Consider the following 22,932-nt stretch of genomic DNA (forward strand, 5'->3'; position numbering starts at 1 on the left):
TCATGCTGCTCTGGCTCGCACAATTTTTTCAGCAGGATCTCGGTCCACTGCGTATCTTTAACTTCATCACCTTCCGCGCGGTGTTCGCCACCATCACCGCGGTGGTCATTGGCCTCGGTGCCGGTCCTGCCGTGATCAACTGGCTCACCCGCATGAAGGTGGGGCAGGCGGTGCGCACCTACGGTCCCGAGACCCACCTGGCCAAGCACGGCACCCCCACCATGGGCGGCGTGTTGATCCTCATCTCCATCGGCGTCTCCACGCTGCTGTGGTGCGATCTGTCGAACCGCCTGATCTGGCCGGTGCTGGTGGTCACGCTCGGTTTCGGCGCGGTCGGCTGGGCTGACGATTACCGCAAGGTGGTGCACAAGGACCCGGAGGGCATGCGCTCGGCCGAAAAATACTTCTGGATGTCGCTGATCGGCGTGGCCGCTGCCTTGTACCTGGCGTTCTCGGTGTCGGCGCCGACCCCGATCAAGGTGTGGGAACTGTTTTTTGCGTGGGTGCGCTCGGGCTTTGCCATGTCGCTGCCACCGAAGGCCGACCTCATCGTCCCCTTCGTCAAAACCATCAGCTATCCGCTGGGTGTGTGGGGCTTCATTGCGCTGACCTATTGCGTCATCGTCGGCGCCAGCAATGCCGTCAATTTTACCGATGGTCTCGACGGTCTGGCCATCATGCCGACCGTGATGGTGGGCGCCGCCCTCGGCCTGTTCGCCTATCTGACCGGGTCGTCGACCTATTCGCGCTACCTGTTCTTGCCGCACATTCCGGGCGCTGGCGAACTGTTGATTTTTTGCGGCGCCATGGCCGGCGCGGGACTGGCCTTCCTGTGGTTTAACGCCCACCCGGCGCAAATGTTCATGGGTGACGTCGGCGCACTGGCGCTCGGCGGCGCGCTCGGCACCATCGCCGTCATCGTGCGCCAGGAAATTGTCCTGTTCATCATGGGCGGCGTGTTCGTCGCCGAGACGCTGTCCGTGATCATCCAGGTCAGCTGGTTCAAGTACACCAAGAAGCGCTATGGCGCTGGTCGCCGGGTGTTTCGGATGGCGCCGCTGCACCACCACTTCGAGCAGCTGGGCATGAAGGAAACCAAGGTGGTGGTGCGCTTCTGGATCGTCACCATGATGCTGGTGCTGGTCGGCCTGTCGTCGCTGAAGCTGCGCTGATCACCATGTCCACCATGTCCCCCATGACCACGCCGGCATCCCTGTCTGCCCTGTACGCCGGCAAGCGCGCACTGGTGCTGGGCTTGGGCGAGTCCGGTCTGGCCATGGCCAAGTGGCTGGCCGCCTGCGGCGCCCTGGTGCACGTGGCCGATACCCGCACCGAGCCGCAGCGTCTGCAGGCGCTGCGCCTGGCAGTGCCGGAAGTGCAGTTTAGCTGCGGCGAATTTCATGAAGCGCTGCTCGCCGGCGTCGATTTCGTCACCTTGAGTCCCGGCCTGGCCCCGCGTCGCGAACTGCGCACCATCGTGCCGGCTGCCGCGGCGCTGGCAATTCCCGTGTGGGGTGAAATCGAGCTGTTCGCCCAGGGCCTGGCGCAGTTAAAAGCCGGGCAGGGCTACGCTCCGAAAGTGATCGCCATCACCGGCACCAACGGCAAGACCACCGTCACCAGCCTGACCGGGCTGCTGTGCGAGCGTGCCGGACTGTCCGTCCGCCTGGCCGGTAATATCAGCCCGGCCGCGCTCGACGTGCTGCTCGATTGCGTCGGCAATGGCAGCCTGCCGCAGGCGTGGGTGCTCGAGCTGTCGAGCTTTCAGCTGCATTCGACTTTCAGCCTGCAGGCCGATGCCGCCACCGTCCTCAATCTGACCCAGGACCATCTTGACTGGCATGGCGACATGGCCAGCTATGGCGCCGACAAGGCGCGCATTTTTGCCGCCAACACGGTGCGCGTGCTCAATCGCGACGATGCGCTGGTGTTTGACCTGGCCTTGACCACGCCGGGTGCCGACACGGTGCTGTTCGGCGCAGCTGAACCCACCGCGGCCGGCAACTTCGGCCTGGTCAACGAACGCGGCGTGCTGTGGCTGGCCCAGGCGATGGCCGGCGAAGAGATCGAAAAAAAGCGCAAGCGCGACTTCGCCGCGCCGGCCGAAGTGGTAATCACCCGCCTGATGCCGGCCGATGCCCTGCACATTCGCGGCCTGCACAATGCCACCAATGCGCTCGCCGCGCTGGCGCTGTGCCGCGCCATCGGCCTGCCGCTGGCGCCGTTGCTGCACGGCCTGCGCGACTACAAGGGCGAACCGCACCGGGTCGAGCTGCTGGCGAGCATCGCCGATGTCGAGTACTACGACGACAGCAAGGGCACCAATGTGGGCGCCACCGTCGCCGCCCTGAGCGGCCTCGGTCAGGCCTTCGCCGGCGCCGGCCAGAAAATCGTGCTGATCGCCGGTGGCGACGGCAAGGGCCAGGATTTTTCGCCGCTGGCCGCGCCCGGCGCGCGGTATGTGCGCGCGGTGGTATTGATCGGCCGCGATGCGCCGCAACTGCGCGCCGCCTTGGAACCGGCCGGCGTCGACCTGGTCGACTGCCGCAACCTGCCCGACGCCGTGCAGCGCGCCGCCGCGCTGGCGCAGGCCGGCGACTGCGTGCTGCTCTCGCCCGCCTGCGCCAGTCTCGACATGTTCACCAGTTATGCCCACCGCGCCCAGGTGTTTACTGACGCCGTGCGCCAGCTGGCCCTCGACCATGGGCAGGAGCTCTGATGTCGGTGTTCCAGCTCCCCTTCAAATTCGGCGGCGCCTCCTCCAGCGCCCTCGCGGCCGGCCGCAGCCGGCCGTCGAAGATGATGGAGTACGACCAGCCGCTGGTGTGGGTGACCCTGCTGCTGATGTTGTTCGGCATGGTGATGGTGTATTCGGCGTCGATCTCGCTGCCCGATTCGCCCAAGTTCGCCGCCTACAAGAGCACCTATTTTTTACAGCGCCAGGCCGCTTTTATCGGCGTCTCGCTGGTCGCCGGCCTGCTGGCATTCCGCGTGCGCGTCGAAGCCTGGCAAAAGGCGGCGCCGTGGCTGTTCGGCGCCACCCTGGTGATGCTGACGATGGTGTTCATGCCGGGCCTGGGCGTGACTGTCAATGGCGGGCGCCGCTGGATCAACCTGATCGTCTTCAAGCCGCAGCCATCCGAGATCATGAAAGTGGTGGCGGTGCTGTACGCCGCCGACTACACGGTGCGCAAACAGGAATACATGCACAAGCTGACCAAGGGCTTTTTGCCGATGGCTGGCGCGATTGGCCTGGTCGGCTTGCTGCTGCTGCTCGAACCGGATCTGGGCGCCTTCGGGGTGATCGTTTGCATCGCCATGGGCATCCTGTTTTTGGGCGGGATCAATGCGATCTGGTTCGGTGGTATCGGCGCGCTGCTGGTGGTCATTTTCAGCACCATCATTGCGCTCTCGCCGTTCCGGCGCGCGCGCATGTTCGCCTATCTCGACCCGTGGCAGGAAGACAACGCCTTGAATAAAGCCTACCAGCTGACCCACTCGCTGATCGCCTTTGGCCGCGGCGAGATTTTTGGCGTTGGCCTGGGCGGCAGCGTCGAAAAGCTGCACTACCTGCCGGAAGCGCACACCGACTTTCTGCTCGCCGTGATCGGCGAAGAGCTGGGCCTGGCCGGTGTGCTGGTGACCATCGCCATGTTTTACTGGCTGGTCAAGCGCGCCTTCGACATCGGCCGTCAGGCGATTGCCCTCGACCAGACCTTCGCCGGTCTGGCCGCCAAGGGCATTGGCATCTGGATCGGCGTGCAGTGCTTTATCAATATGGGCGTCAACCTGGGCCTGTTGCCGACCAAGGGCTTGACCTTGCCACTGATGAGCTATGGCGGCACCGGCGTTTTCATCAACTGCATCGGCATCGCCATCCTGCTGCGCATCGATTACGAAAATCGTGTGCTCATGCGCGGAGGTCGCCCATGAAGCGCCTGTTGATCATGGCAGCCGGCACCGGCGGCCACATCTTCCCCGGCATCGCCATCGCCCACACCATGGCCGCGCGCGGCTGGCAGGTGAGCTGGCTGGGCACCGCCACCGGCATGGAACAGCAGCTGGTGCCGAAAGCGGGCATCGCCATGGACGCCATCGATTTTACCGGCATGCGCGGCAAGGGCTGGCGCCACACCGTCACCGGCGCCTTCAAACTGGCGGCCAGCTTTGCCAGCTGCTTTGCGATTCTGGGGCGTCGCCGGCCCGACGTCGTGCTCGGCATGGGCGGCTACGTGTGCGTACCGGGCGGCGTGATGGCGCGCCTGCGCGGCGTGCCGCTGGTGCTGGTCAACGCCGACGCTGCACTGCTGCTGTCGAACAAAACCCTGGCGCCGCTGGCGCGCCGCGTGCTGTTTGGTTTTCCGGCCGATTTCGGCCGCGCCGCCGGCAAGGCCACCGTCACCGGCAATCCCGTGCGCCAGGCGATTCTCGACATGCCGTCGCCAGAGGCGCGTTTTGATGGCCGCAGCGGCCCCCTGCGCATCCTGGTGGTCGGTGGCAGCCTCGGTGCCAAGGTGCTCAACGACGCCGTACCGGCCGCGCTGGCGACCATCGATGTCGCCGTGCGCCCGCAGGTGACGCACCAGTCGGGCAAGAAAAATCTGGACGCCTTGCTTGCAGCGTATGCGCGCCATGGGGTCGACGCCACTGTGGTCGATTTTATCGATGACATGGCGGCACAATACGCCGCCGCCGACCTGGTGATTTGCCGCGCCGGCGCCATCACCGTCTCCGAACTGACGGCGGCCGGCGTGGCCAGCGTGCTGGTGCCGTTCGTTGCCGCCACCACCGGCCACCAGGTCGACAATGCCACATGGATGGCCAGCCAGGGCGCCGCCATCCACCTGCCGCAGGGCGAACTGACGGCTGACAAACTGGGCGCGCTGCTGAGCGCCACCACGCGCGCGCACTGCCGCGCGATGGCGCTGGCCGCGCTGGCGGTGGGACGGCGCGACGCCAACGACGCCATTGCCGATATTTTAGAAAAGATGGCACAGCCATGAAGAGCACAGCATGAAACATAAAATCAAAAACATTCACTTCGTCGGCATCGGTGGCAGCGGCATGAGCGGCATCGCCGAAGTGCTGCTCAATCTCGGTTACCAGGTGTCGGGCTCGGACCTGGGCAGCAATGCCGCCAGCGTGCGCCTGGCCGAACTGGGCGCCCGCGTGTGCCTCGGTCACGACGCTGCCAACGTGGCCGGTGCCGATGTCGTCGTCACCTCGACCGCCGTCAACGAGCAAAACCCCGAAGTGGTGGCCGCCCGCGCCGCCATGATCCCGATCGTCCCGCGCGCCATCATGCTCGGTGAATTGATGCGCTTGAAACGCGGCATCGCGATTGCCGGCACCCACGGCAAAACCACCACCACCAGCCTGGTGGCGTCGGTGCTGGCCGAAGGCGGCGTCGACCCCACCTTTGTCATTGGCGGCCGTTTGACCAGCGCCGGCGCCAACGCCAAGTTGGGCACCGGCGACTACATCGTCGTTGAAGCCGATGAATCGGACGCCTCGTTCCTGAACCTGGCGCCGATGATCGAAGTGATCACCAATATCGATGCCGACCACATGAACACCTACGAGCACGATTTCGAGAAATTGAAATCAGCGTTTGTGCACTTTACGCACCGGCTGCCGTTCTATGGCCGCGCCATGCTGTGCATCGACGACGAACACGTGCGCGCCATCATCCCGCAGGTGACCAAGCCGGTCACCACCTATGGCTTTTCGGCGCAGGCCCAGGTGCGCGCGGTGAACGCCCGCGCGGTCGGCATCACCATGCATTTCACCGTGATCCAGGACGGCTACCCCGACACCGATTTCATCCTCAACCAGCCAGGCCTGCACAATGTGCAAAACGCCTGCTCGGCCATCGCCATCGCCCGCGAAATTGGCATCGATGACGCCGCCACCCAGCGCGGTCTCGAAGGGTTTCATGGCGTCGGCCGGCGCTTTACCCGCTATGGCGAAATCGCCATCGATGAGGCCTCCGGCGGCGGCAGTTTTACGCTGGTCGACGACTTCGGTCACCACCCGCTCGAGACCGAGGTGACGCTGGCCGCCGCCCGCGGCGCCTACCCGGGCCGCCGGCTGGTGCTGGCGTTCCAGCCGCACCGCTTTAGCCGCACGCGCGACCTGTTCGAAGATTTCGTGAAGGTGCTCTCGACCCCCGACGTGCTGCTGCTGGCCGACGTCTATGCGGCCGGCGAAGCGCCAATTTCCGCCGCCGATGGCCGCGCGCTGGCACGCGCGCTGCGGGTGGGCGGCAAGATCGAGCCGATCTTTGTCGAAGCGATCGCCGACATGCCGGCCGCGATCCTCAACGCGGTGCGCGACGGCGATGTCGTCATCACCATGGGCGCCGGCTCGATTTCGGGCGTGCCGGCCAAACTGACTGCAGTGAAGGGATCAGCATGAACCAGGCGAACATCAGCGAGAGCACCATTGAGTTCGACGACATCGACGTCAAGGCGCTCGGTAAAGTCGGCGTGCTGTGCGGCGGCGGTTCGGCCGAGCGCGCCATCTCCATCATGTCCGGCGCGGGCGTGCTGGCCGCCCTGCAAAGCCGCGGCGTCGATGCCCACCTGTTCGACCCGGCCGAACGCAGCCTGGCCGAACTGGCAGCGCAGCAGTTCGACCGCGTCTTCATCGCCCTGCACGGGCGCTTCGGCGAAGATGGCAGCCTGCAAGGCGCCCTCGAACAGCTGGGCATCCCGTACACCGGCAGCGGGGTGATGGCCAGCGCCGTCGCCATGGACAAGATCGCCACCAAGATGATGTGGCTGCAAAACGGGCTGCCGACCCCCGCTTATGCGCAGATCGAGGCGGGTGCTGATCTGGCTGCGGTGCTGGTCCAGCTTGGCCTGCCCTTGATCGTCAAGCCGCCCCACGAAGGTTCGACCATTGGCATCACCAAGGTCGAGCAGGCCAGCGCCATGCAGGCTGCGGTCGATCTGGCAACCACGTTTGATGACGTTGTGCTGGCCGAGCAGTTCATCACCGGCCGCGAATTTACCGTCGCCATTCTGGGTGCCGGTCGCAGTGCGCGTGCGCTGCCGATCTGCGAGATCGTCGCCCCGCAGGGCAACTACGATTACCAGAACAAGTATTTTACTGACGACGTCCAGTATTTTTGCCCGGCCGTGTTGAGCGCTGAACTGACCGCCCACATGCAGCAGCTGGCGCTGGCGGCGTACCGCGCGCTCGGTTGCGAAGGCTGGGGGCGCATCGACTTCATGCTGCGCGCGAGCGATCAGCAGCCCTTCCTGATCGAGGCCAATACCTCGCCTGGCATGACCGGTCACTCGCTGGTGCCGATGGCCGCACGCGCGCTGGGTATCAGCTACGACGATCTGTGCCTGAGCATTCTGGCCACCGCCAGGGTGAAACTGCAAAAACTGCACCAGGGAGCGGGACGCTAATCATGTGGCAAGACGTGCGCGCCCTCAACGCCACCGCCAACGGCCTGATCGCCCTGGTGGTGCTGGCGTGCGTCGCCTCGGGCGTCTGGTGGGTCTCGCAGCGCCCCATGTTTACCTTGCGCAGCGTGCGCGTCGAGAGCATCTATGACATTGAGCTCAAACGGGTCAGTGCGCTGACCCTGCGCGCCGGCGTGATCGGCAAATTCAAGGGCAATTTTTTCACCACCAATCTGGAGCAGGTGCGCACCGCTTTTGAATCGGTGCCATGGGTACGCCGCGCCACCGTGCGCCGCGAGTGGCCCGACCAGTTGATCGTCTCGATCGAAGAACATGAGCCGCTGGGCACCTGGGGCGAAGATGGTCGGCTGCTGTCGGTCAAGGGCGATGTGTTTACTGCCAACCTGGCCGAAGCGGACGACGACCATCCGCTGCCCGCGTTCGACGGTCCGGAAGGCAGCGAAAAGGAAGTGCTGGCCCGGTTTGGCCAGCTGCGCGCCTGGTTTGCGCCGGTGGCGCTGACCCCCGAGTCGCTCAGCCTGTCGAGCCGCTATGCGTGGACCGTCAAACTCGACAACGGCATGCTGGTGGCGCTCGGCCGTGAACAGGACCACGACAGCACGCACGACACCATGCGCGAGCGCGTTCAGCGGCTGGTCAAGGTCTATCCCCAGCTCGCTGCCCGCGTGCCGGAGATCGAGACCATCGACATGCGCTACCAGAACGGCCTGGCGCTGGCCGCCCGTGGCATCAAGATTTCCAAGGATGGCAAGCTGCTGCCCCAGCCAGTTGCCAAGGTGCTTGCCAGCGCCAGCAGCGCCACCAGAGTCCCCCAAGCCGCCTTACCCGCCAAACCCAACACCAAAGCAAGCACCCAGCACTAGGCCATAAAAATGACAAAAGACGCGAAAAACCTCATCGTCGGACTCGACATCGGCACCTCGAAAGTGGTGGCGGTGGTCGCCGAAGTGATGCCTGATGGCCGCCACGAGGTCATCGGCCTTGGCCAGCATGAATCGCGCGGCCTGAAAAAAGGCGTGGTGGTCAATATCGAGGCGACCGTCGAATCGATCCAGCGCGCGCTGGAAGAAGCCGAGCTGATGGCCGACTGCAAAATCCGCAATGTCTACGCCGGCATCGCCGGCAGCCATATCCGCTCGTTCAATTCGAGCGGCATGGTGGCCATCAAGGACAAGGAAGTGACCGCCACCGATGTCGCCCGCGTGATCGAGACGGCCAAGGCAGTCAACATCCCCACCGACCAGCAGCTGCTGCACACGGTGCCGCAGGAATTCATCGTCGACAGCCAGGAAGATGTGCGCGAACCGATCGGCATGAGCGGCATCCGCCTCGAAGTGCGCGTGCATATCGTCACCGGCGCCGTCTCGGCGGTGCAAAACATCGTCAAGTGCGTGCGCCGCTGCGGCCTGGAAGTGTCGGACCTGATTTTGCAGCCGATGGCTTCGGCCGATGCCGTGCTCACGCCCGATGAAAAGGAACTCGGCGTGGTGCTCATCGATATCGGCGGCGGCACCACCGACATCGCCGTGTTTTCCGATGGCGCCATTCGCCACACGGCGGTCATTCCGATTGCCGGCGACCAGATCACCAATGACGTTGCCATGGCCCTGCGCACACCCACCTCGGAAGCGGAAGAAATCAAGATTCGCTATGGCGTCGCCAAGCAGGTGCTGGCCGATCCGGGCGAGCAGCTCGAAGTGCCGGGGCTGGGCGACCGTGGTCCGCGCACCTTGTCGCGCCAGGCGCTCGCCGCCGTCATCGAGCCGCGCGTGGAAGAGCTGTTCGCCATGGTGCACCAGGTGGTGCGCGATTCCGGTTATGAAGGCGTGCTGTCGTCGGGCATCGTGCTCACCGGCGGCACCGCCATCATGCCCGGCATGGTGGAAATGGCGGAAGATATTTTCCTCAAGCCGGCGCGCCTCGGTACGCCCGATTACCGCGGCCAGCTGGCCGACGTCGTGCGCAGTCCCCGTTACGCCACCGTGCTGGGGCTGCTGCTGGAAGCGAAAAAACAGTATTTGCGCGGGCACATCGTCACGCGCCAGGACGGTTCGGTGAAGGCGGTCGTGCAGCGGATGAAGGAATGGTTTTTAGGGAATTTTTAAGCGGGTGGTTTCGGTATTTGATGGTAGCAGCAGCGGTAGCAGCGGTAACACAGCACACACAAAAACACATTTTTTATTATTCACTGAAGTGGCGGTTTTCAATCTCCAGGTTTCATCCTCAGCATGAGCCCTGGCGCTTGGAAACGGCAATTTGATTAGGAGTTTCATCATGGAGTTCGATATGGTCGACAACGCAGCAATCGGTACCGTCATCAAGGTCGTGGGTGTCGGCGGCGCCGGCGGCAACGCCGTGCAGCACATGATTAACAAGGGCGTCAGCGGCGTCGAATTCATCGCTGCCAACACCGATGCCCAGGCGCTGGCCGCCTCGAGCGCCCACAACATCATCCAGATCGGCGACTCCGGTCTCGGCGCCGGCATGAAGCCGTCGGTCGGCCGCCAGCTGGCGGAAGACTCGCGCGCGCGCATCGAAGACTCGCTGCGCGGCGCCCACATGGTGTTCATCGCCGCCGGCATGGGCGGCGGTACCGGCACTGGCGCCGCGCCCATCGTCGCTGAAATCGCCAAGGCGATGGGGGCGCTGACGGTGGCGGTGGTATCGAAGCCGTTTTCCTACGAAGGCCAGAAGTGCATGGACATCGCTGAGGAAGGCCTCGATGAATTGAGCAAGCACGTCGACTCCCTGATCATCATCCTCAACGAAAAGCTCGAAGAGATTTACGAAGACGAGTCGATGATCGACTGGATGAAGCACGCCGATGATGTGCTCAACAACGCGGTGGCCGGTATCGCCGAGATCATCAATGTGCCCGGTCATATTAACGTCGACTTCAATGACGTCAAGACCATCATGGGCGAGCAGGGCAAGGCGATGATGGGCACCGCCACCGCATCGGGCGTTGACCGTGCGCGTATCGCTGCCGAACAGGCGGTGGCCTCGCCACTGCTGGACGGCATTGACCTGTCGGGCGCCCGTGGCGTGCTGGTCAACGTCACCGCTTCGCGCGGTCTGAAGGGCAAAGAGATCAAGGAAGTGATGGCGGCCGTGCGCGCCTTCGCCGCCCCTGACGCGTCAATCGCGCAAGGTATCGCTTACGACGACGCCATGGGCGACGACATCCGCGTTACCGTGGTCGCTACCGGCCTGGGTAAAGCGAAAAAAGCCATGCAGCTGGTCCAGCAGCCGATGCTGCGCACCGGCACCCATGGTGGCCTGGGCGGCTTGCACAACGCCCCGATGATGGCGTCAAACAGCGGTCTGTCCGCTTCCAGCGGCGTCACCATGGGCGCCGCTTCGGCCGGTCATGCCGCTGTCGATGGCATGAAGCAGCCCGCCGTCTGGCGCCGTGAGCAGGCGTCGGAGCAGGTGCAGGCGATGCAGCGCAATGGCGTTGAGACCTACGATATTCCGGCGTTTTTGCGCAAGCAGGCCGATTAAGTCGAAGGGGTAGGGCGGCCGGTTCAAGGGGGACTGGCACCGCAGGGTGCCCGTCCCAGCTGGCTTTAGCGCACCGCCATGGGCGCCGACAGGGCGCGCCGCCTGCAAGGATCGCCAGGATCGGGCATACTCGACGCCGTACCGACGGTGCGAGTCGCCGGACCACCCATTTTAAAACAACATTACAGGAGCCCCCATGTCCATCAAAGTCGGCGACACCCTGCCAAACGGCACGCTTGCAGAATTCATCGAATCGGCCACCGAAGGCTGTGCGCTCGGTCCGAACCAGTTCCAGGTCGCAGATCTGATCAAGGGCAAGACCATCGCCATCTTCGGTCTGCCAGGTGCGTTCACCCCGACCTGCTCGGCCCAGCATGTACCTGGTTATGTCGCCCACGCCGACGCCTTCAAGGGCAAGGGCGTCGATGAAATCTGGTGCATCTCCGTCAATGACGCCTTCGTCATGGGCGCCTGGGGCCGTGAACAAAAAGCCACCGGCGTGGTCCGCATGATGGCCGACGGCAACGCCGACTTCAGCAAGGCGCTCGGCCTCGACGCCGATTTTTCCAAGCATGGCATGGGCACCCGCTCGCAGCGCTACTCGATGCTGGTGGTCGACGGCGTCGTCAAGCAACTCAATGTCGAGCAGGGCGGCGGTCTGAAAGTCTCCGGCGCTGACACCTTGCTCGAACAAATCGGCTAAATCGCCGCACTCACAGTAGTCCATCACGGCGCCGCGGCGCCGTTTTTTTTAGTTGATATCACCGCTATGCCTGGTCGTCATCCCAGCCACCTGCGCAGCATCTACGCCATGCTGTGCGCGGTGGCCCTGTTTTCCGTCATGGACAGCTGCATGAAGCTATTGTCGAGCAACTACCCCGCCATGCAGGTGGTCGCCCTGCGCGCGCTGACCGCGCTGCCGCTGGTGCTGGTCTACGTGCTCTGGCGCGGTGCTGTCGCTGGCCTGTTGCGGGTGCGCTGGTCGCTGCACCTGCTGCGCGGCGCGCTCGGCATTGCCATGCTGTTCCTGTTTGCCTTCGCTTTGCAGACGCTGTCGCTGGCCGAAGCGTATGCAATTTTTTTCATTGCCCCGGCCCTGATCACGGCGCTGTCCGTGGTACTGCTCAAGGAATCCGTCAACGGCGCGCGCTGGGCCGCCATCGGGCTCGGCCTGGTGGGCGTGCTGGTGGTGCTGCGCCCCAGCGGCGCCGGCATGCTGACCTTGGGCGGGCTGGCGGTGCTGGGGGCGGCCGCCATGTATGCCGTCTCCGCCATCACGGCGCGCATGCTGGCGCGCACCGACCGCAGCGAACACATGGTGCTGTGGTTGATGGTGATCGTCGCCGCTGGCGCCAGCACGCTGGCCTGGCCGCACTGGGTGGCCGTGCGCAGCGCCGACAGCGCCCTGCTGGCAGGGCTGGCCGTGAGCGGCTTTCTGGGCCAGCTGGCCATCACCGAAGCGTTCGGCTACGGCGAAGCGTCGAAGGTGGCGCCGTTTGAATACGCGGCGCTGGCCTTCGGTGTCGGCTTCGACTGGCTGCTGTGGAACACGTTGCCCGACCGCATCACGCTGCTGGGCGCGGCCATCATCATCGGCAGCGGCCTGTATCTGATCGGCCATGAACGGGCGCATGGCGCCGTCAGTAACGGTCTTGCCGAGACGGAACACCGGTGAGCGGTGACCTTGCAAACTGGCTATAATCGGCGGATGTTAAAGCAAAGAACCCTCAAACAGATGGTGCGCACCACCGGTGTTGGCCTGCATTCCGGCACCAAGGTCGAACTGACCCTGCGCCCGGCGGCGATCAACACCGGCATCGTGTTCCGCCGTGTCGATCTCGACCCCGTGGTCGAATTTGCCGCCAGCGCCGGTGTGGTGGGCGACACCCGCATGGCGTCCGTATTGATCCAGGGCGACGCCCGCGTGTCGACCGTCGAACACTTGATGTCGGCCTGCGCCGGCCTGGGCATCGATAACCTGGTGGTAGACGTGTCGGCCGAAGAAATTCCCATCATGGATGGCTCGGCCTCGTCGTTCGTCTTCCTGCTGCAGCAGGCTGGCGTGCAGGAGCTGCCAGCGGCCAAAAAATTCATCCGCGTGCTGCGCACCGTGGAAGTGCGCCAGGGCACGGGAGAACAGGAAAAATGGGCCAGCCTGTCGCCCCACGATGGCTTCAAGCTCGACTTTTATATCGAATTTAATCACCCGGCGGTTGACGGCACCACCCAGCGCGCATCGGTTGACTTTGGCAAGGTGTCGTATGTGCACGACGTCGCCCGCGCCCGCACCTTTGGCTTCATGCAGGATGTCGAAAGTCTGCGGGGGATGGGTCTGGCCCGCGGCGGTTCGCTGGAAAACGCCATCGTCATGGACGAATACCGGATTCTCAATTCCGATGGCCTGCGCTACGAAGACGAGTTCGTGCGCCACAAGATCCTCGATGCGATCGGTGACCTGTACCTGGTGGGCCACCCGCTGCTGGCGGCCTACAGCGCGCACAAGTCGGGCCACGGCTTGAACAATCTGTTGCTGCTCGAATTACTCAAGCAGCCCGACGCCTATGAGATCGTCAGTTTTGACGATGTTGCTGCGGCGCCGCAATCGTATGTGCGGCAAATGGCGCGCGAGTGGGCACTTACTTAAATCGCCGGCACGACTAACGGCGGCGCGCCGCCATCGCCTTGATGGCGGCGATCAGGCGGGCATTTTGCGCCGTGTCGGGCAGCGCCTCGCCGAGCGCCTCGAAGGCTTGCACGGCAGTGGCGGGAAAGTCGAGCTGGCGCGTGTGCACCACCGGGGCGATGGCCCGGATGACTTGCACTTTCAGCTTGATGTTGTTGATTTGCCAGCCACGTTGCTGCAGGGCACCCTGCAGTTTTGGCAGCTGCTGCTTGAGCTTGGCGGCAACAGCCGAGGTCGGCACCGCCAGCACCAGCGCGCCTTCTTCGAACGACAGCACGTCGCAGTTGGCGAACATGGCGGGCAGGGCGTCGGCGCAATCTTTTTGCAGGCGGCCCATGCGCATGGCGGTGGGCAGCAGACTGGCCATGCGGGAGTTGCCGGTCAAAAAGTCAGTAGCGCCAACGGACGTCTGGCGTGAACGGGTACCATAAATGTGGCCGCCGTATTGATCTGGGGAGGATGGGCGCATGAGGGAGAACATATCACATGCAGGCGTCGCGGTGTCACCGTGGCGCATGCGCATGCATGCGGCCATGCAAGCCGGCCTGCACGCCCTGATCCCGGCGGCGCGCCCGCTGGCGCACGGGACAGCCGGCGCAGACGGAGCAAATTGACAACATTCTTTACTGTGCGCACTTGTTATCGCGTGGGATAACCCCAAGTATGGTGGTGGTGCGTGATAAAATCATCCTCTTTTTGTCTATGGCGGCTAGAACCGGGTAACTTCGGGTACCGACTCTGGCTCTCTTTCGCGGCGCATTTTTCAAGAATTCAAGCATGTCATTACTGACCCAGATTTTCGGCAGCCGCAACCAGCGTCTGCTTAAGCAATACAAAAAGACGGTGGCCCAGATTAATGCGCTCGAGGCGCAGATGGAAGCGCTGTCGGACGCCGAGCTGCAGGCCAAGACGCCCGAACTGAAAAAGCGGGTGGCCGCCGGCGCTGCGCTCGACGACTTGCTGCCCGAAGCGTTTGCCGTGTGCCGCGAAGCGGCCCGCCGCGTCCTTAAAATGCGCCACTTCGACATGCAGCTGATCGGCGGTATGGTGCTGCACTACGGCAAAATCGCGGAAATGGGCACGGGCGAAGGCAAGACCCTGATGGCCACCCTGCCAACTTACCTCAATGCACTGGCCGACAAGGGCGTGCACGTCATTACCGTCAACGATTACCTGGCCCAGCGCGATGCCGACTGGATGGGGCGTCTGTACGGCTGGCTGGGCCTGTCGACCGGCGTGAACCTGTCGCAGATGGACCACGACACCAAGCAGAGCGCTTACGCCGCCGACATCACCTACGGCACCAACAATGAATTCGGCTTCGATTACCTGCGTGACAATATGGTCTACGACAAGTCGGAGCGGGTCCAGCGCGGCCTCAATTTCGCCGTCGTCGATGAAGTCGACTCGATCCTCATCGATGAAGCCCGCACGCCCTTGATCATTTCCGGCCAGGCTGAAAATCACACCGACCTGTACGTGCGCATCAATGAACTGCCGCCGATGCTGACGTTGCAGATCGGTGAAGAGACGCCGGATGGCAAGGGCGTTGTCGAAGTACCGGGCGACTACACGCGCGATGAAAAAGCCCACTCGGTGCTGCTGACCGAAGCGGGTCACGAAAAAGCCGAAGCCATCCTCACCAAGATGGGCCTGCTGCCGGAAGGCGCCTCGCTGTACGACGCCGCCAACATCACCCTGATCCACCACCTGTACGCAGCGCTGCGCGCGCACGCGCTGTTCCACAAGGACCAGCACTACGTGGTGCAAAACGATGAAGTCGTCATTGTCGATGAATTCACCGGCCGCCTGATGACGGGACGGCGCTGGTCCGATGGCCTGCACCAGGCCGTCGAAGCAAAAGAAGGTGTGCGCATCCAGAACGAGAACCAGACGCTGGCCTCGATCACCTTCCAGAACTACTTCCGCATGTACGGCAAGCTCGCTGGCATGACCGGTACGGCCGATACCGAAGCCTACGAATTCCAGGAAATTTACGGCCTCGAAACGGTCGTCATCCCGCCCAACCGGCCGTCGCAGCGCAAGGACCGCCAGGACCAGGTGTACAAGTCGGCGCAGGAAAAATACGGCGCCATGCTCATCGATATCCGCGACTGCTACGAACGCGGTCAGCCGGTGCTGGTCGGTACCACCTCGATCGAAAATTCCGAACTGTTGTCGGGCATCCTGACCGAGGCCGGCTTGCCGCACAATGTGCTCAACGCCAAGCAGCATGCCCGCGAAGCGGAAATCATTGCCCAGGCGGGGCGGCCGAAGATGATCACCATCGCCACCAACATGGCCGGTCGCGGTACCGACATCGTCCTCGGTGGCAATGTCGAAAAGCAGATCCAGTTCATCGATGCCAACGACGCGCTCAGCGACGCCGAAAAAGCGGCGCAGGGCGAGACCATGCGCAATGAGTGGAAGTCGCTCAACGAGCACGTGGTGGCGGCCGGTGGCCTGCACATCATCGGCACCGAGCGCCACGAATCGCGCCGCGTCGACAACCAGTTGCGCGGCCGTTCGGGACGCCAGGGCGACCCCGGCTCCTCGCGCTTTTATTTGTCGCTCGACGACGCCCTGCTGCGCATCTTTGCCGGCGACCGCGTGCGCGCCATCATGGACCGCCTGAAAATGCCGGAGGGCGAACCGATCGAAGCGGGCATCGTCTCGCGCTCGATCGAAACGGCGCAGCGCAAGGTCGAAGCGCGCAACTTCGATATCCGGAAGCAGCTGCTCGAATACGACGACGTCGCCAACGACCAGCGCAAGGTCATTTACACGCAGCGCAATGAACTGCTCGAAACGCTCGACATTTCCGAGCTGATCGCGTCGCTGCGCGCGGGCGTGTTCAACGACCTGGTGCGGGTGCACGTGCCGGCCGAGTCGGTCGAAGAACAGTGGGATATCGCCGCGCTGGAAAGCAGCCTGGCCAATGAATGGAACCTGCCGGTGCCGCTGGCGCAACAGATTGCCGACGACAGCAATATCAGCGACGACGACATTCTTGAAAAAGTACAGGCGGCGGCCGAAGCGTCGTATGCGGCCAAGATTGCCGTCGTCGGCAAGGAATCGTTTGGCGGCTTTGAACGCAGCGTCATGCTGCAGGCCGTCGACAGCCACTGGCGCGAGCACCTGGCGGCCCTTGACCACCTGCGCCAGGGTATCCACCTGCGCGGTTATGCGCAGAAAAACCCGAAACAGGAATACAAGCGCGAAGCGTTTGAACTGTTCGGCAGCATGTTAGACGAGATCAAGAATGAAGTGATCCGCCAGATCATGCTGGTGCGCATACAGTCGCGCGAAGAAGTCGAAGCGGCCGAAGCGGCCATGGCCGAGCAGCAGGCACACCTGGAAAACATCAGTTACCAGCACGCCGATTACCGGCCCGACGCCACCCCTGAAGAACTGCTGGCGCCGGCGCCTGGCGAAGTGGCGGCCACCGATGATCCGGCGACCACGTACAACGGCATGAAAGTGGGGCGCAACGATGCCTGCCCTTGCGGTAGCGGCAAGAAGTTCAAGGCCTGCCATGGCAAGTTGAGCTAATCAGACAAATGTGAACTGCGACGTTGGTTTGGTCTGATCAGATGCAGAACGCCCGGCAATGCCGGGCGTTTTTCAGTTTACGCCAGTCCGATTCTGCGCAGCGTTCGCCGCCGGGACTGGCCGGGCCACCCTTGGCGCCGTGCCGGCACAATCGGACGGGCGACGGTGCACTGCGCGCCAGTCCCCCTGCCGGTGTTGGCAGCGCTTTACTGCCCCGGCTTGACGCCCGGGCCGAACAGGTTTTCTTCGTGCCACAGGGTGACGAACAGCGTCATCACCACCGGGCCGATGAACAGGCCCACCAGCCCGAGCGTTTCGACCCCCCCTAAAATTCCGAACAGCACCGCCAGGAAGGGCAGGGCGGTGGCATTGCCGATGATGGTGGGGCGGACGAAATGGTCGGCGATGAACAGCACCACGGTGCCGGCGGCAATGACGACGATGGCCGCCACCATGTGACCGCCGACAATGAGCACCCCCGCCACCGCCAGGAAGGCCACTGGGGCGCCGAACGGGATGATGGCGAGGATGCCGGTGGCCGCACCCCACAACGCCGCCGAGGGTACGCCAGCGAAGGCATACACGATCCCCAGCAGCACGCCCTCGGCCAGGCCGACCAGCACCAGGCCGTTGACGGTGGCGCGTACGGCGGTGGGGACCTTGGTGGCGTACAGGTTCCAGCGCACCCGGCCCACGCAGTGGCTGCCGATGGCGCCCACCTGGCGCACCAGTGCCAGTCCGTCCTTGTAGAAGAAGAACAGGGTGACGAAGGCAAAGCCGATGTCGATCAGGCGGTGCATCAGGTGGGCGCCGACATTTCTGAGCACTTCACTGGCGCTTTTCAGACGCGCCACCGAGCCGTCCTGCAGCAGGTGGGCGATGCCGTGCGGCTGGCCCAGCGTGGTGGTCCACCATTCTTCGATGGCCGGCCCCGCCAGCGGCAGGTGCTGCAGCCAGGCCGGCGCCGCCAGGCCGTTGTTGTTGGCGTCGGCCACCAGCGCCGCCAGTGCCGGCCCTTCGCGCGCCGCCTCAGTGAGCGCCACCGCCAGCGGCACGATGAACATCAGCGCCGAAATGACGGTGGCGGCCAGCGCCGCCAGCAGCGCCTGCCCCTTGCAGGCACGCAGCAGGCGCGCATACATGGGCCAGGTGGCGATGCACAAAATGCCGGCCCACACCACCGGCAAAAAAAAGCGCTGGCTAATAAAGGCCGCCAGCGCGATGATGGCCAGCGAAAAGCAGGTGCTCAGGATATCTCTTTGGGTGTCCGACATGCGGGCCTCCTGGTCAAATAGGAATCGAATGGTGCTGAGTTGATCAGGTGAGCAGGTGAGCAGGCGATTATGGCCGCGTACTGCCCGTTTCGCGGACAATTTTCCATGCCACCGGCACGTCCACCGGCTGGCCGTTGCGCAGCGCCGGCAGATACGCGCAGCGCGCCGCCGCCGCCAGCACCGCCTGGTCATACGCGGGCCGCGTGCTCGCTGCCGCCAGCGTCACATGACGCACGCTGCCGTCGGCCTTGACCAGCAGCCGCAGCGTCAGGCTCAGGGGGGTGTCCTCCTTGACGATGTCGGCCGGGTAGTCGGGCAGCGTGCAGCGCCCCTCAATGCGGCGCGCCTGCAGCATCGAGGGCGCGCCGCCGGCAGTGCTGCTTACATTGCCAGCAGCACTGCTTCGCTTGCTGCCGACCGCCGGCAGCGACGCCGCCTTGCCATTGATGCGCAAGCCGCCGCTGCCGCTGTAGACGATGTCGGTGACCAGCAGATCGCCGTCGACCCGCACCAAGCCGCTCGAGACCATCTTGCCCAGCAGGGTGTCGTTGATGGTGGCGGCCAGCTGCGCCACCGCCGGCGGCGCGGCGACGCCCTGGTTGGCGGCGCGCACCTGCAGTTCGGCCATGGTTGTTGAGACTGCCGTCAGCAGCGCCAGCGGCGCCTTGAGGTCGAGGCGCCCGACCAGCTTGTTGACCAGGGCCGGTAAATTGTCGGCATCCGCCTCGACCGCCTTGTCCAGGCTGAGGCGGCCGCTGGCGCGGATGGTCTGGCCGTGAAAGCTGGCGCTCAGTTCGTCGATCTCCAGCACGCTGCCGCTTCTGATCACGCCGCGCGCCAGCGCCTTTAATACGGGCGCCAGCTGCGCCTGCCGCTGTTGCACGCTGGCGCCGGTGGCAAGGGGGCGCTGGCCGAGCGCTTGCAGCTCGAGCATGCTGGCGCGGTCGAGCGGGCCGAAGCGAGTGACCAGCTTGAGATTGTCGACGCCATCGCCGCCAACGGCGATTCGGCGCACCGCCAACTGGTAGCCGATGCCAAGACGTCCAGCCTGCTCGTCCATGCTGCTGTCATTGTGGATGCCTTCCATGACGAAGCGGGGGCCGCCGCTCACCGGCTCGAACGCCATGCTGGCGAGGTCGACGCTGACGCTGCCGAGCGAGAGCTGGTCGGCCGCGCGCTGCTGCTGACCGGCCAGGGTCAGGCCGCGCATATCGATGCGGACGGTCTTGTCAACGCTGGCCAGCGACGGCCAGCTGCCGCTGTAGGTGACGGTGCGGCCGTCGCCACTGACCGCCAGCGTGATCGGCAAGGCGGCCCAGTCGGTGCTGCCGTTGGCGTCGCTGTAATGCAGGGCAGCGAGCTCGCCGCGGTAGTGGGCGGCGCCATCGGCCGACGGCAGCCGGCTCAACGTCCAGGCCGGCGTGCTGCCATAGATGTTTTCCAGCAGCGCGGCGGTGGCCGGGCTGTGGCGAAACTGTAACAGGGCGTCGAGGCGCTGCTGCACCGGCATCGAGGTGGGCGTGGCCGCACTGAGTTCCTGCACCAGCGCCGTCATCGCCGCGCCCACCGGGCCCGCTGGCGCTGGTCTTGGCGCCGCTGGCGGCACGGCGGCGTCCGCCCAAGCAGCAAGGCAGAGGGCGGCCATGGCGGCGGCCATGGTGACAGCACTGAGGCGACGGCGCGGGAATGGATTCACGATGAATGATCAAGTTGAAAAGATTTTCCCATTATCAACTACAACATGGGGAAAGTCATCCGCTTGCTGCACCGTTTTAAGTTGCCGCTAAGGTGAACTGAGGCACTCTGACCCGCCGCCGTTGCCGCCGCGCCGATGCCCGATGGCAGGTGACGCGTTACAATAGCTGCTGGCATTTTCGCCCGCTTTTTTTCGTATTTTTTACCCTTATCATGGATTGGGATCGTTATGGCCGTCAACTCCCCGCTGCCCGTCGCCGCTGAACTGCACGCTGTCGCCGGCATCGATATCGGCTATGCCCAGGCCGGCATCAAGAAGCCGGGCCGCAAGGACGTGCTGGTGATGCGCCTGGCCGCTGGCGCCACGGTGGCTGGCGTATTTACCAAAAACCGCTTTTGCGCTGCTCCCGTGCAGCTGTGCAAAAGCCACCTGGCCACCGTCAGCGCCGGTGGCGCGCCAATCCGCGCGCTGGTGGTAAATACCGGCAACGCCAATGCCGGCACCGGCGCCACCGGTCTGGCGCGCGCGCTGGAAACCTGCACGGCACTGGCCGGCCTGCTTGGCTGCGCGGCCGAACAAATCCTGCCGTTTTCCACCGGCGTCATCCTCGAGCCGCTGCCGGTCGATAAGATCGTCGCCGCGCTGCCCGCCGCCATCGCCAACCTGACCGCCGATAACTGGTTCAATGCTGCCGAGGCGATCATGACCACCGACACCCAGCCGAAAGCGGCTTCGCGCACGCTGCAGATCGGCGGCCACCCGGTCACCATGACAGGCATCAGCAAGGGTGCCGGCATGATCAAGCCAAACATGGCCACCATGCTGGGCTACCTGGCGTTCGACGCCACCGTCGCCCAGCCGGTACTCGAGCAGCTGGTGCGCCACGCCGCCGACCAGTCGTTCAACTGCATCACCATCGATGGCGACACCTCGACCAACGATTCGTTTATCGTCGTCGCCACCGGCGCCGGTTCGCTGGTCATCGATAGCGTCGACGATGCCAACTATGCAGCCCTGCGCGATGCCGTCACTGCGCTGTCGACCAACCTGGCGCAGCAGATCATCCGCGACGGCGAAGGCGCCACCAAGTTCATCACCATCACCGTCGAGCAGGGCAAGTCGATCGAAGAATGCCGTCAGATCGCCTACGCGATTGCCCATTCGCCGCTGGTGAAGACGGCGTTTTTCGCTTCCGACCCGAACCTTGGCCGCATTCTCGCTGCCATCGGCTACGCTGGCGTCGACGACCTCGATGTCGAGCTGCTCGACTTGTATCTCGACGACGTCTGGGTGGCCAAACATGGCGGTCGCAATCCCGACTACCAGGAAGCCGACGGCCAGCGCGTGATGAAGCAAAGCGAAATCCTGGTGCGCGTCACCCTCGGTCGCGGCGCTGCGACGGCCACGGTGTGGACCTGCGACCTGTCGCACGAGTACGTGACCATCAACGCCGACTACCGCTCGTAAGGGGCGCGCATGACGCCCCTCGAGCAGTTCCTGCTGCGTGCCGAAGCACTGCTGGCGCGCGTCGAAGCGGTGCTGCCGCCAGCGCCGCCGGCGGCGCCCGACTGCCAGCGCAGCTTTGCCTTCCGCTGGAAAAAGCGCAATGGCCATGGCACCCTGGCGCCGGTGGCGCACGTCGCCGCCATCGAGTTCGATGACTTGCATAACATCGGTCCGCAAAAACGCCAGATCGAGCAAAACACCCGCCAGTTCGTGACCGGCCGCCCCGCCAATAACGTCCTGCTGACGGGCGCGCGCGGCACCGGCAAATCGTCGCTGATCAAGGCCTGTTTGAACCAGTTCGCCGACCAGGGCCTGCGCCTGATCGAAGTGGACAAGGCCGATCTGGCCGACCTGGCCGACATCGTCGACCTGGTGGCCGGCCTGCCCCAGCGCTTCATCGTGTTTTGCGACGACCTGTCGTTCGAAGAAGGCGAGAGCGGGTACAAGGCGCTGAAGGTGGCACTCGATGGTTCGATCGCTGCGCAGTCCGACAATGTGCTGATCTACGCCACCTCCAACCGCCGCCACCTGATGCCCGAGCGGATGAGCGACAACGCCGGCTATGCCAGCGACGACAATGGTGACCTGCATCCGGGCGAGACAGTCGAAGAAAAAATCTCGCTGTCCGAACGGTTTGGCCTGTGGCTGTCGTTTTATCCGTTCAAGCAGGACGACTACCTCGCCATCGTCGGCCACTGGCTGGCCAGCTTTGGCTGCGACGCCGCGCAGATCGCCGGTGCGCGCGCCGAGGCGCTGCGCTGGGCCCTGCAGCGCGGCTCGCGCTCGGGCCGCGTGGCCTGGCAGTTCGCCAGGGACTACGCCGGTAAACGCGATGAACCGGGCGCGCCGTGACGACGCCGATTGATGTCGTCGTCGGCATCCTGCTGCGGCCGAATGGCGACGTCCTGCTGGGCCAGCGCCCGCCCGGTAAACCGTATGCCGGTTACTGGGAATTCCCGGGCGGGAAAGTCGAGGCGGGCGAAGACCTGTTCGCCGCCCTGCAGCGCGAATTTGTCGAAGAACTGGGCCTGTTCATCGACAGCGCCGAGCCGTGGTGCGGCATCGAACACGTGTACGAACACGCCCATGTGCGCCTGCATTTTTTTATCAGCCGCGCCTGGCATGGCGAGGCGCAGGGCCTGGAGGGGCAGGCTTTTGCCTGGCAGGGGCAGGTCGGCGTGACGCCGCTGCTGCCAGCGACCATTCCCCTGCTTGAATGGCTCGACAAGGTGCGTTACGCCGACTACCCGTCGGCTGACGCTGCAGTGACGGCAACGG

At 64.4% G+C, this 22,932-nt stretch carries 18 protein-coding genes and 1 pseudogene; 16 read left to right on the forward strand and 3 right to left on the reverse strand.

Annotation, left to right across the window (positions count from 1 at the left end; genetic code table 11):
* Nucleotides 1-2 precede the first annotated feature (2 nt).
* The 12 genes from mraY to lpxC all read left to right on the forward strand — a co-directional run bounded on the left by mraY (nt 3) and on the right by lpxC (nt 13,587).
* Complete coding sequence (gene mraY, locus ACP7BZ_RS08600) at nt 3-1,172, forward strand: phospho-N-acetylmuramoyl-pentapeptide-transferase (RefSeq protein ID WP_426112067.1); 1,170 nt, start codon at nt 3-5, stop codon at nt 1,170-1,172.
* A gap of 5 nt (nt 1,173-1,177) precedes the next feature.
* The gene (murD, locus tag ACP7BZ_RS08605) at nt 1,178-2,719 is read left to right on the forward strand and encodes a UDP-N-acetylmuramoyl-L-alanine--D-glutamate ligase (RefSeq protein WP_426112069.1); all 1,542 of its coding nucleotides are present in this window, start codon (nt 1,178-1,180) and stop codon (nt 2,717-2,719) included.
* Nucleotides 2,719-3,933, forward strand: a complete 1,215-nt coding sequence (ftsW, locus tag ACP7BZ_RS08610; protein WP_426112071.1) for a putative lipid II flippase FtsW — start codon at nt 2,719-2,721, stop codon at nt 3,931-3,933. The genes murD and ftsW overlap by 1 nt, the downstream gene beginning before the upstream one ends.
* Complete coding sequence (gene murG, locus ACP7BZ_RS08615) at nt 3,930-5,003, forward strand: undecaprenyldiphospho-muramoylpentapeptide beta-N-acetylglucosaminyltransferase (protein WP_426112073.1); 1,074 nt, start codon at nt 3,930-3,932, stop codon at nt 5,001-5,003. The genes ftsW and murG overlap by 4 nt, the downstream gene beginning before the upstream one ends.
* Nucleotides 5,004-5,013: 10 nt before the next feature.
* Nucleotides 5,014-6,417, forward strand: a complete 1,404-nt coding sequence (gene murC / locus ACP7BZ_RS08620) for a UDP-N-acetylmuramate--L-alanine ligase (protein ID WP_426112075.1) — start codon at nt 5,014-5,016, stop codon at nt 6,415-6,417.
* Nucleotides 6,414-7,421, forward strand: a complete 1,008-nt coding sequence (locus tag ACP7BZ_RS08625) for a D-alanine--D-alanine ligase (protein WP_426112077.1) — start codon at nt 6,414-6,416, stop codon at nt 7,419-7,421. Before murC ends, ACP7BZ_RS08625 begins: the two co-directional genes overlap by 4 nt.
* Nucleotides 7,422-7,423: 2 nt before the next feature.
* Nucleotides 7,424-8,302 (forward strand): cell division protein FtsQ/DivIB, encoded by an 879-nt coding sequence (locus ACP7BZ_RS08630; RefSeq protein WP_426112079.1) that lies wholly within the window; start codon nt 7,424-7,426, stop codon nt 8,300-8,302.
* 9 nt (nt 8,303-8,311) lie between these two features.
* Nucleotides 8,312-9,544 carry a cell division protein FtsA gene (gene ftsA / locus ACP7BZ_RS08635; protein ID WP_426112080.1) on the forward strand — a complete coding sequence of 411 codons (1,233 nt, stop codon included), beginning with the start codon at nt 8,312-8,314 and terminating at the stop codon, nt 9,542-9,544.
* A 169-nt stretch (nt 9,545-9,713) separates the two neighbouring features.
* Entirely contained in the window at nt 9,714-10,943 is a 1,230-nt protein-coding gene (ftsZ, locus tag ACP7BZ_RS08640; protein ID WP_426112082.1) for a cell division protein FtsZ, read from the forward strand.
* A gap of 196 nt (nt 10,944-11,139) precedes the next feature.
* Entirely contained in the window at nt 11,140-11,646 is a 507-nt protein-coding gene (locus ACP7BZ_RS08645) for a peroxiredoxin (RefSeq protein WP_426112084.1), read from the forward strand.
* Between the two features lie 66 nt (nt 11,647-11,712).
* Nucleotides 11,713-12,618: a DMT family transporter gene (locus ACP7BZ_RS08650; RefSeq protein ID WP_426112086.1), complete on the forward strand. Its 906-nt coding sequence runs from the start codon at nt 11,713-11,715 to the stop codon at nt 12,616-12,618.
* 33 nt (nt 12,619-12,651) lie between these two features.
* The gene (gene lpxC, locus ACP7BZ_RS08655; protein WP_426112088.1) at nt 12,652-13,587 is read left to right on the forward strand and encodes a UDP-3-O-acyl-N-acetylglucosamine deacetylase; all 936 of its coding nucleotides are present in this window, start codon (nt 12,652-12,654) and stop codon (nt 13,585-13,587) included.
* Between the two features lie 13 nt (nt 13,588-13,600).
* On the opposite strand, the gene ACP7BZ_RS08660 is transcribed toward lpxC, so the two are convergent.
* Complete coding sequence (locus ACP7BZ_RS08660) at nt 13,601-13,993, reverse strand: DciA family protein (protein WP_426112090.1); 393 nt, start codon at nt 13,991-13,993, stop codon at nt 13,601-13,603.
* Between the two features lie 410 nt (nt 13,994-14,403).
* On the opposite strand from ACP7BZ_RS08660, the gene secA reads away from it, so the two are divergent.
* The gene (secA, locus tag ACP7BZ_RS08665) at nt 14,404-17,178 is read left to right on the forward strand and encodes a preprotein translocase subunit SecA (protein WP_426112092.1); all 2,775 of its coding nucleotides are present in this window, start codon (nt 14,404-14,406) and stop codon (nt 17,176-17,178) included.
* A 206-nt stretch (nt 17,179-17,384) separates the two neighbouring features.
* Here the strand turns inward: secA and ACP7BZ_RS08670 are convergent, their stop codons facing one another.
* Both ACP7BZ_RS08670 and ACP7BZ_RS08675 read right to left on the reverse strand, forming a co-directional pair.
* Nucleotides 17,385-18,452: an AI-2E family transporter gene (locus ACP7BZ_RS08670; protein ID WP_426112094.1), complete on the reverse strand. Its 1,068-nt coding sequence runs from the start codon at nt 18,450-18,452 to the stop codon at nt 17,385-17,387.
* Nucleotides 18,453-18,519: 67 nt separating this feature from the next.
* Nucleotides 18,520-20,148 (reverse strand): DUF945 family protein, encoded by a 1,629-nt coding sequence (locus ACP7BZ_RS08675; RefSeq protein ID WP_426112096.1) that lies wholly within the window; start codon nt 20,146-20,148, stop codon nt 18,520-18,522.
* A gap of 228 nt (nt 20,149-20,376) precedes the next feature.
* On the opposite strand from ACP7BZ_RS08675, the gene argJ reads away from it, so the two are divergent.
* From argJ to ACP7BZ_RS08690, 3 genes and pseudogenes are all read left to right on the forward strand, one after another.
* The gene (gene argJ / locus ACP7BZ_RS08680) at nt 20,377-21,615 is read left to right on the forward strand and encodes a bifunctional glutamate N-acetyltransferase/amino-acid acetyltransferase ArgJ (RefSeq protein WP_426112098.1); all 1,239 of its coding nucleotides are present in this window, start codon (nt 20,377-20,379) and stop codon (nt 21,613-21,615) included.
* A gap of 9 nt (nt 21,616-21,624) precedes the next feature.
* On the forward strand, nt 21,625-22,506 hold the full coding sequence (locus ACP7BZ_RS08685) for an ATP-binding protein (protein ID WP_426112100.1): 882 nt from the start codon (nt 21,625-21,627) through the stop codon (nt 22,504-22,506).
* Nucleotides 22,503-22,892: pseudogene (locus ACP7BZ_RS08690) on the forward strand (NUDIX domain-containing protein); the annotation flags it as partial. The gene ACP7BZ_RS08685 and the pseudogene ACP7BZ_RS08690, both read left to right, overlap by 4 nt.
* Between the last annotated feature and the right edge of the window lie 40 nt (nt 22,893-22,932).

The organism is Massilia sp. PWRC2 (genome assembly GCF_049896725.1).
Lineage (GTDB): Bacteria > Pseudomonadota > Gammaproteobacteria > Burkholderiales > Burkholderiaceae_D > JAFCUW01.

Excerpts from the sequence above, each read along its gene's own strand:
- ACP7BZ_RS08625 (WP_426112077.1), top strand. The coding sequence starts at position 6,414 with ATGAACCAGGCGAACATCAGCGAGAGCACCATTGAGTTCGACGACATC.
- ftsW (WP_426112071.1), top strand. The coding sequence starts at position 2,719 with ATGTCGGTGTTCCAGCTCCCCTTCAAATTCGGCGGCGCCTCCTCCAGC.
- ftsA (WP_426112080.1), top strand. The coding sequence starts at position 8,312 with ATGACAAAAGACGCGAAAAACCTCATCGTCGGACTCGACATCGGCACC.
- mraY (WP_426112067.1), top strand. The coding sequence starts at position 3 with ATGCTGCTCTGGCTCGCACAATTTTTTCAGCAGGATCTCGGTCCACTG.
- ACP7BZ_RS08650 (WP_426112086.1), top strand. The coding sequence starts at position 11,713 with ATGCCTGGTCGTCATCCCAGCCACCTGCGCAGCATCTACGCCATGCTG.
- ACP7BZ_RS08630 (WP_426112079.1), top strand. The coding sequence starts at position 7,424 with ATGTGGCAAGACGTGCGCGCCCTCAACGCCACCGCCAACGGCCTGATC.
- ACP7BZ_RS08660 (WP_426112090.1), bottom strand. The coding sequence starts at position 13,993 with ATGGCCAGTCTGCTGCCCACCGCCATGCGCATGGGCCGCCTGCAAAAA.
- ACP7BZ_RS08670 (WP_426112094.1), bottom strand. The coding sequence starts at position 18,452 with ATGTCGGACACCCAAAGAGATATCCTGAGCACCTGCTTTTCGCTGGCC.
- murD (WP_426112069.1), top strand. The coding sequence starts at position 1,178 with ATGTCCACCATGTCCCCCATGACCACGCCGGCATCCCTGTCTGCCCTG.
- ACP7BZ_RS08685 (WP_426112100.1), top strand. The coding sequence starts at position 21,625 with ATGACGCCCCTCGAGCAGTTCCTGCTGCGTGCCGAAGCACTGCTGGCG.
- murC (WP_426112075.1), top strand. The coding sequence starts at position 5,014 with ATGAAACATAAAATCAAAAACATTCACTTCGTCGGCATCGGTGGCAGC.
- murG (WP_426112073.1), top strand. The coding sequence starts at position 3,930 with ATGAAGCGCCTGTTGATCATGGCAGCCGGCACCGGCGGCCACATCTTC.
- ACP7BZ_RS08645 (WP_426112084.1), top strand. The coding sequence starts at position 11,140 with ATGTCCATCAAAGTCGGCGACACCCTGCCAAACGGCACGCTTGCAGAA.
- secA (WP_426112092.1), top strand. The coding sequence starts at position 14,404 with ATGTCATTACTGACCCAGATTTTCGGCAGCCGCAACCAGCGTCTGCTT.
- ftsZ (WP_426112082.1), top strand. The coding sequence starts at position 9,714 with ATGGAGTTCGATATGGTCGACAACGCAGCAATCGGTACCGTCATCAAG.
- argJ (WP_426112098.1), top strand. The coding sequence starts at position 20,377 with ATGGCCGTCAACTCCCCGCTGCCCGTCGCCGCTGAACTGCACGCTGTC.
- lpxC (WP_426112088.1), top strand. The coding sequence starts at position 12,652 with ATGTTAAAGCAAAGAACCCTCAAACAGATGGTGCGCACCACCGGTGTT.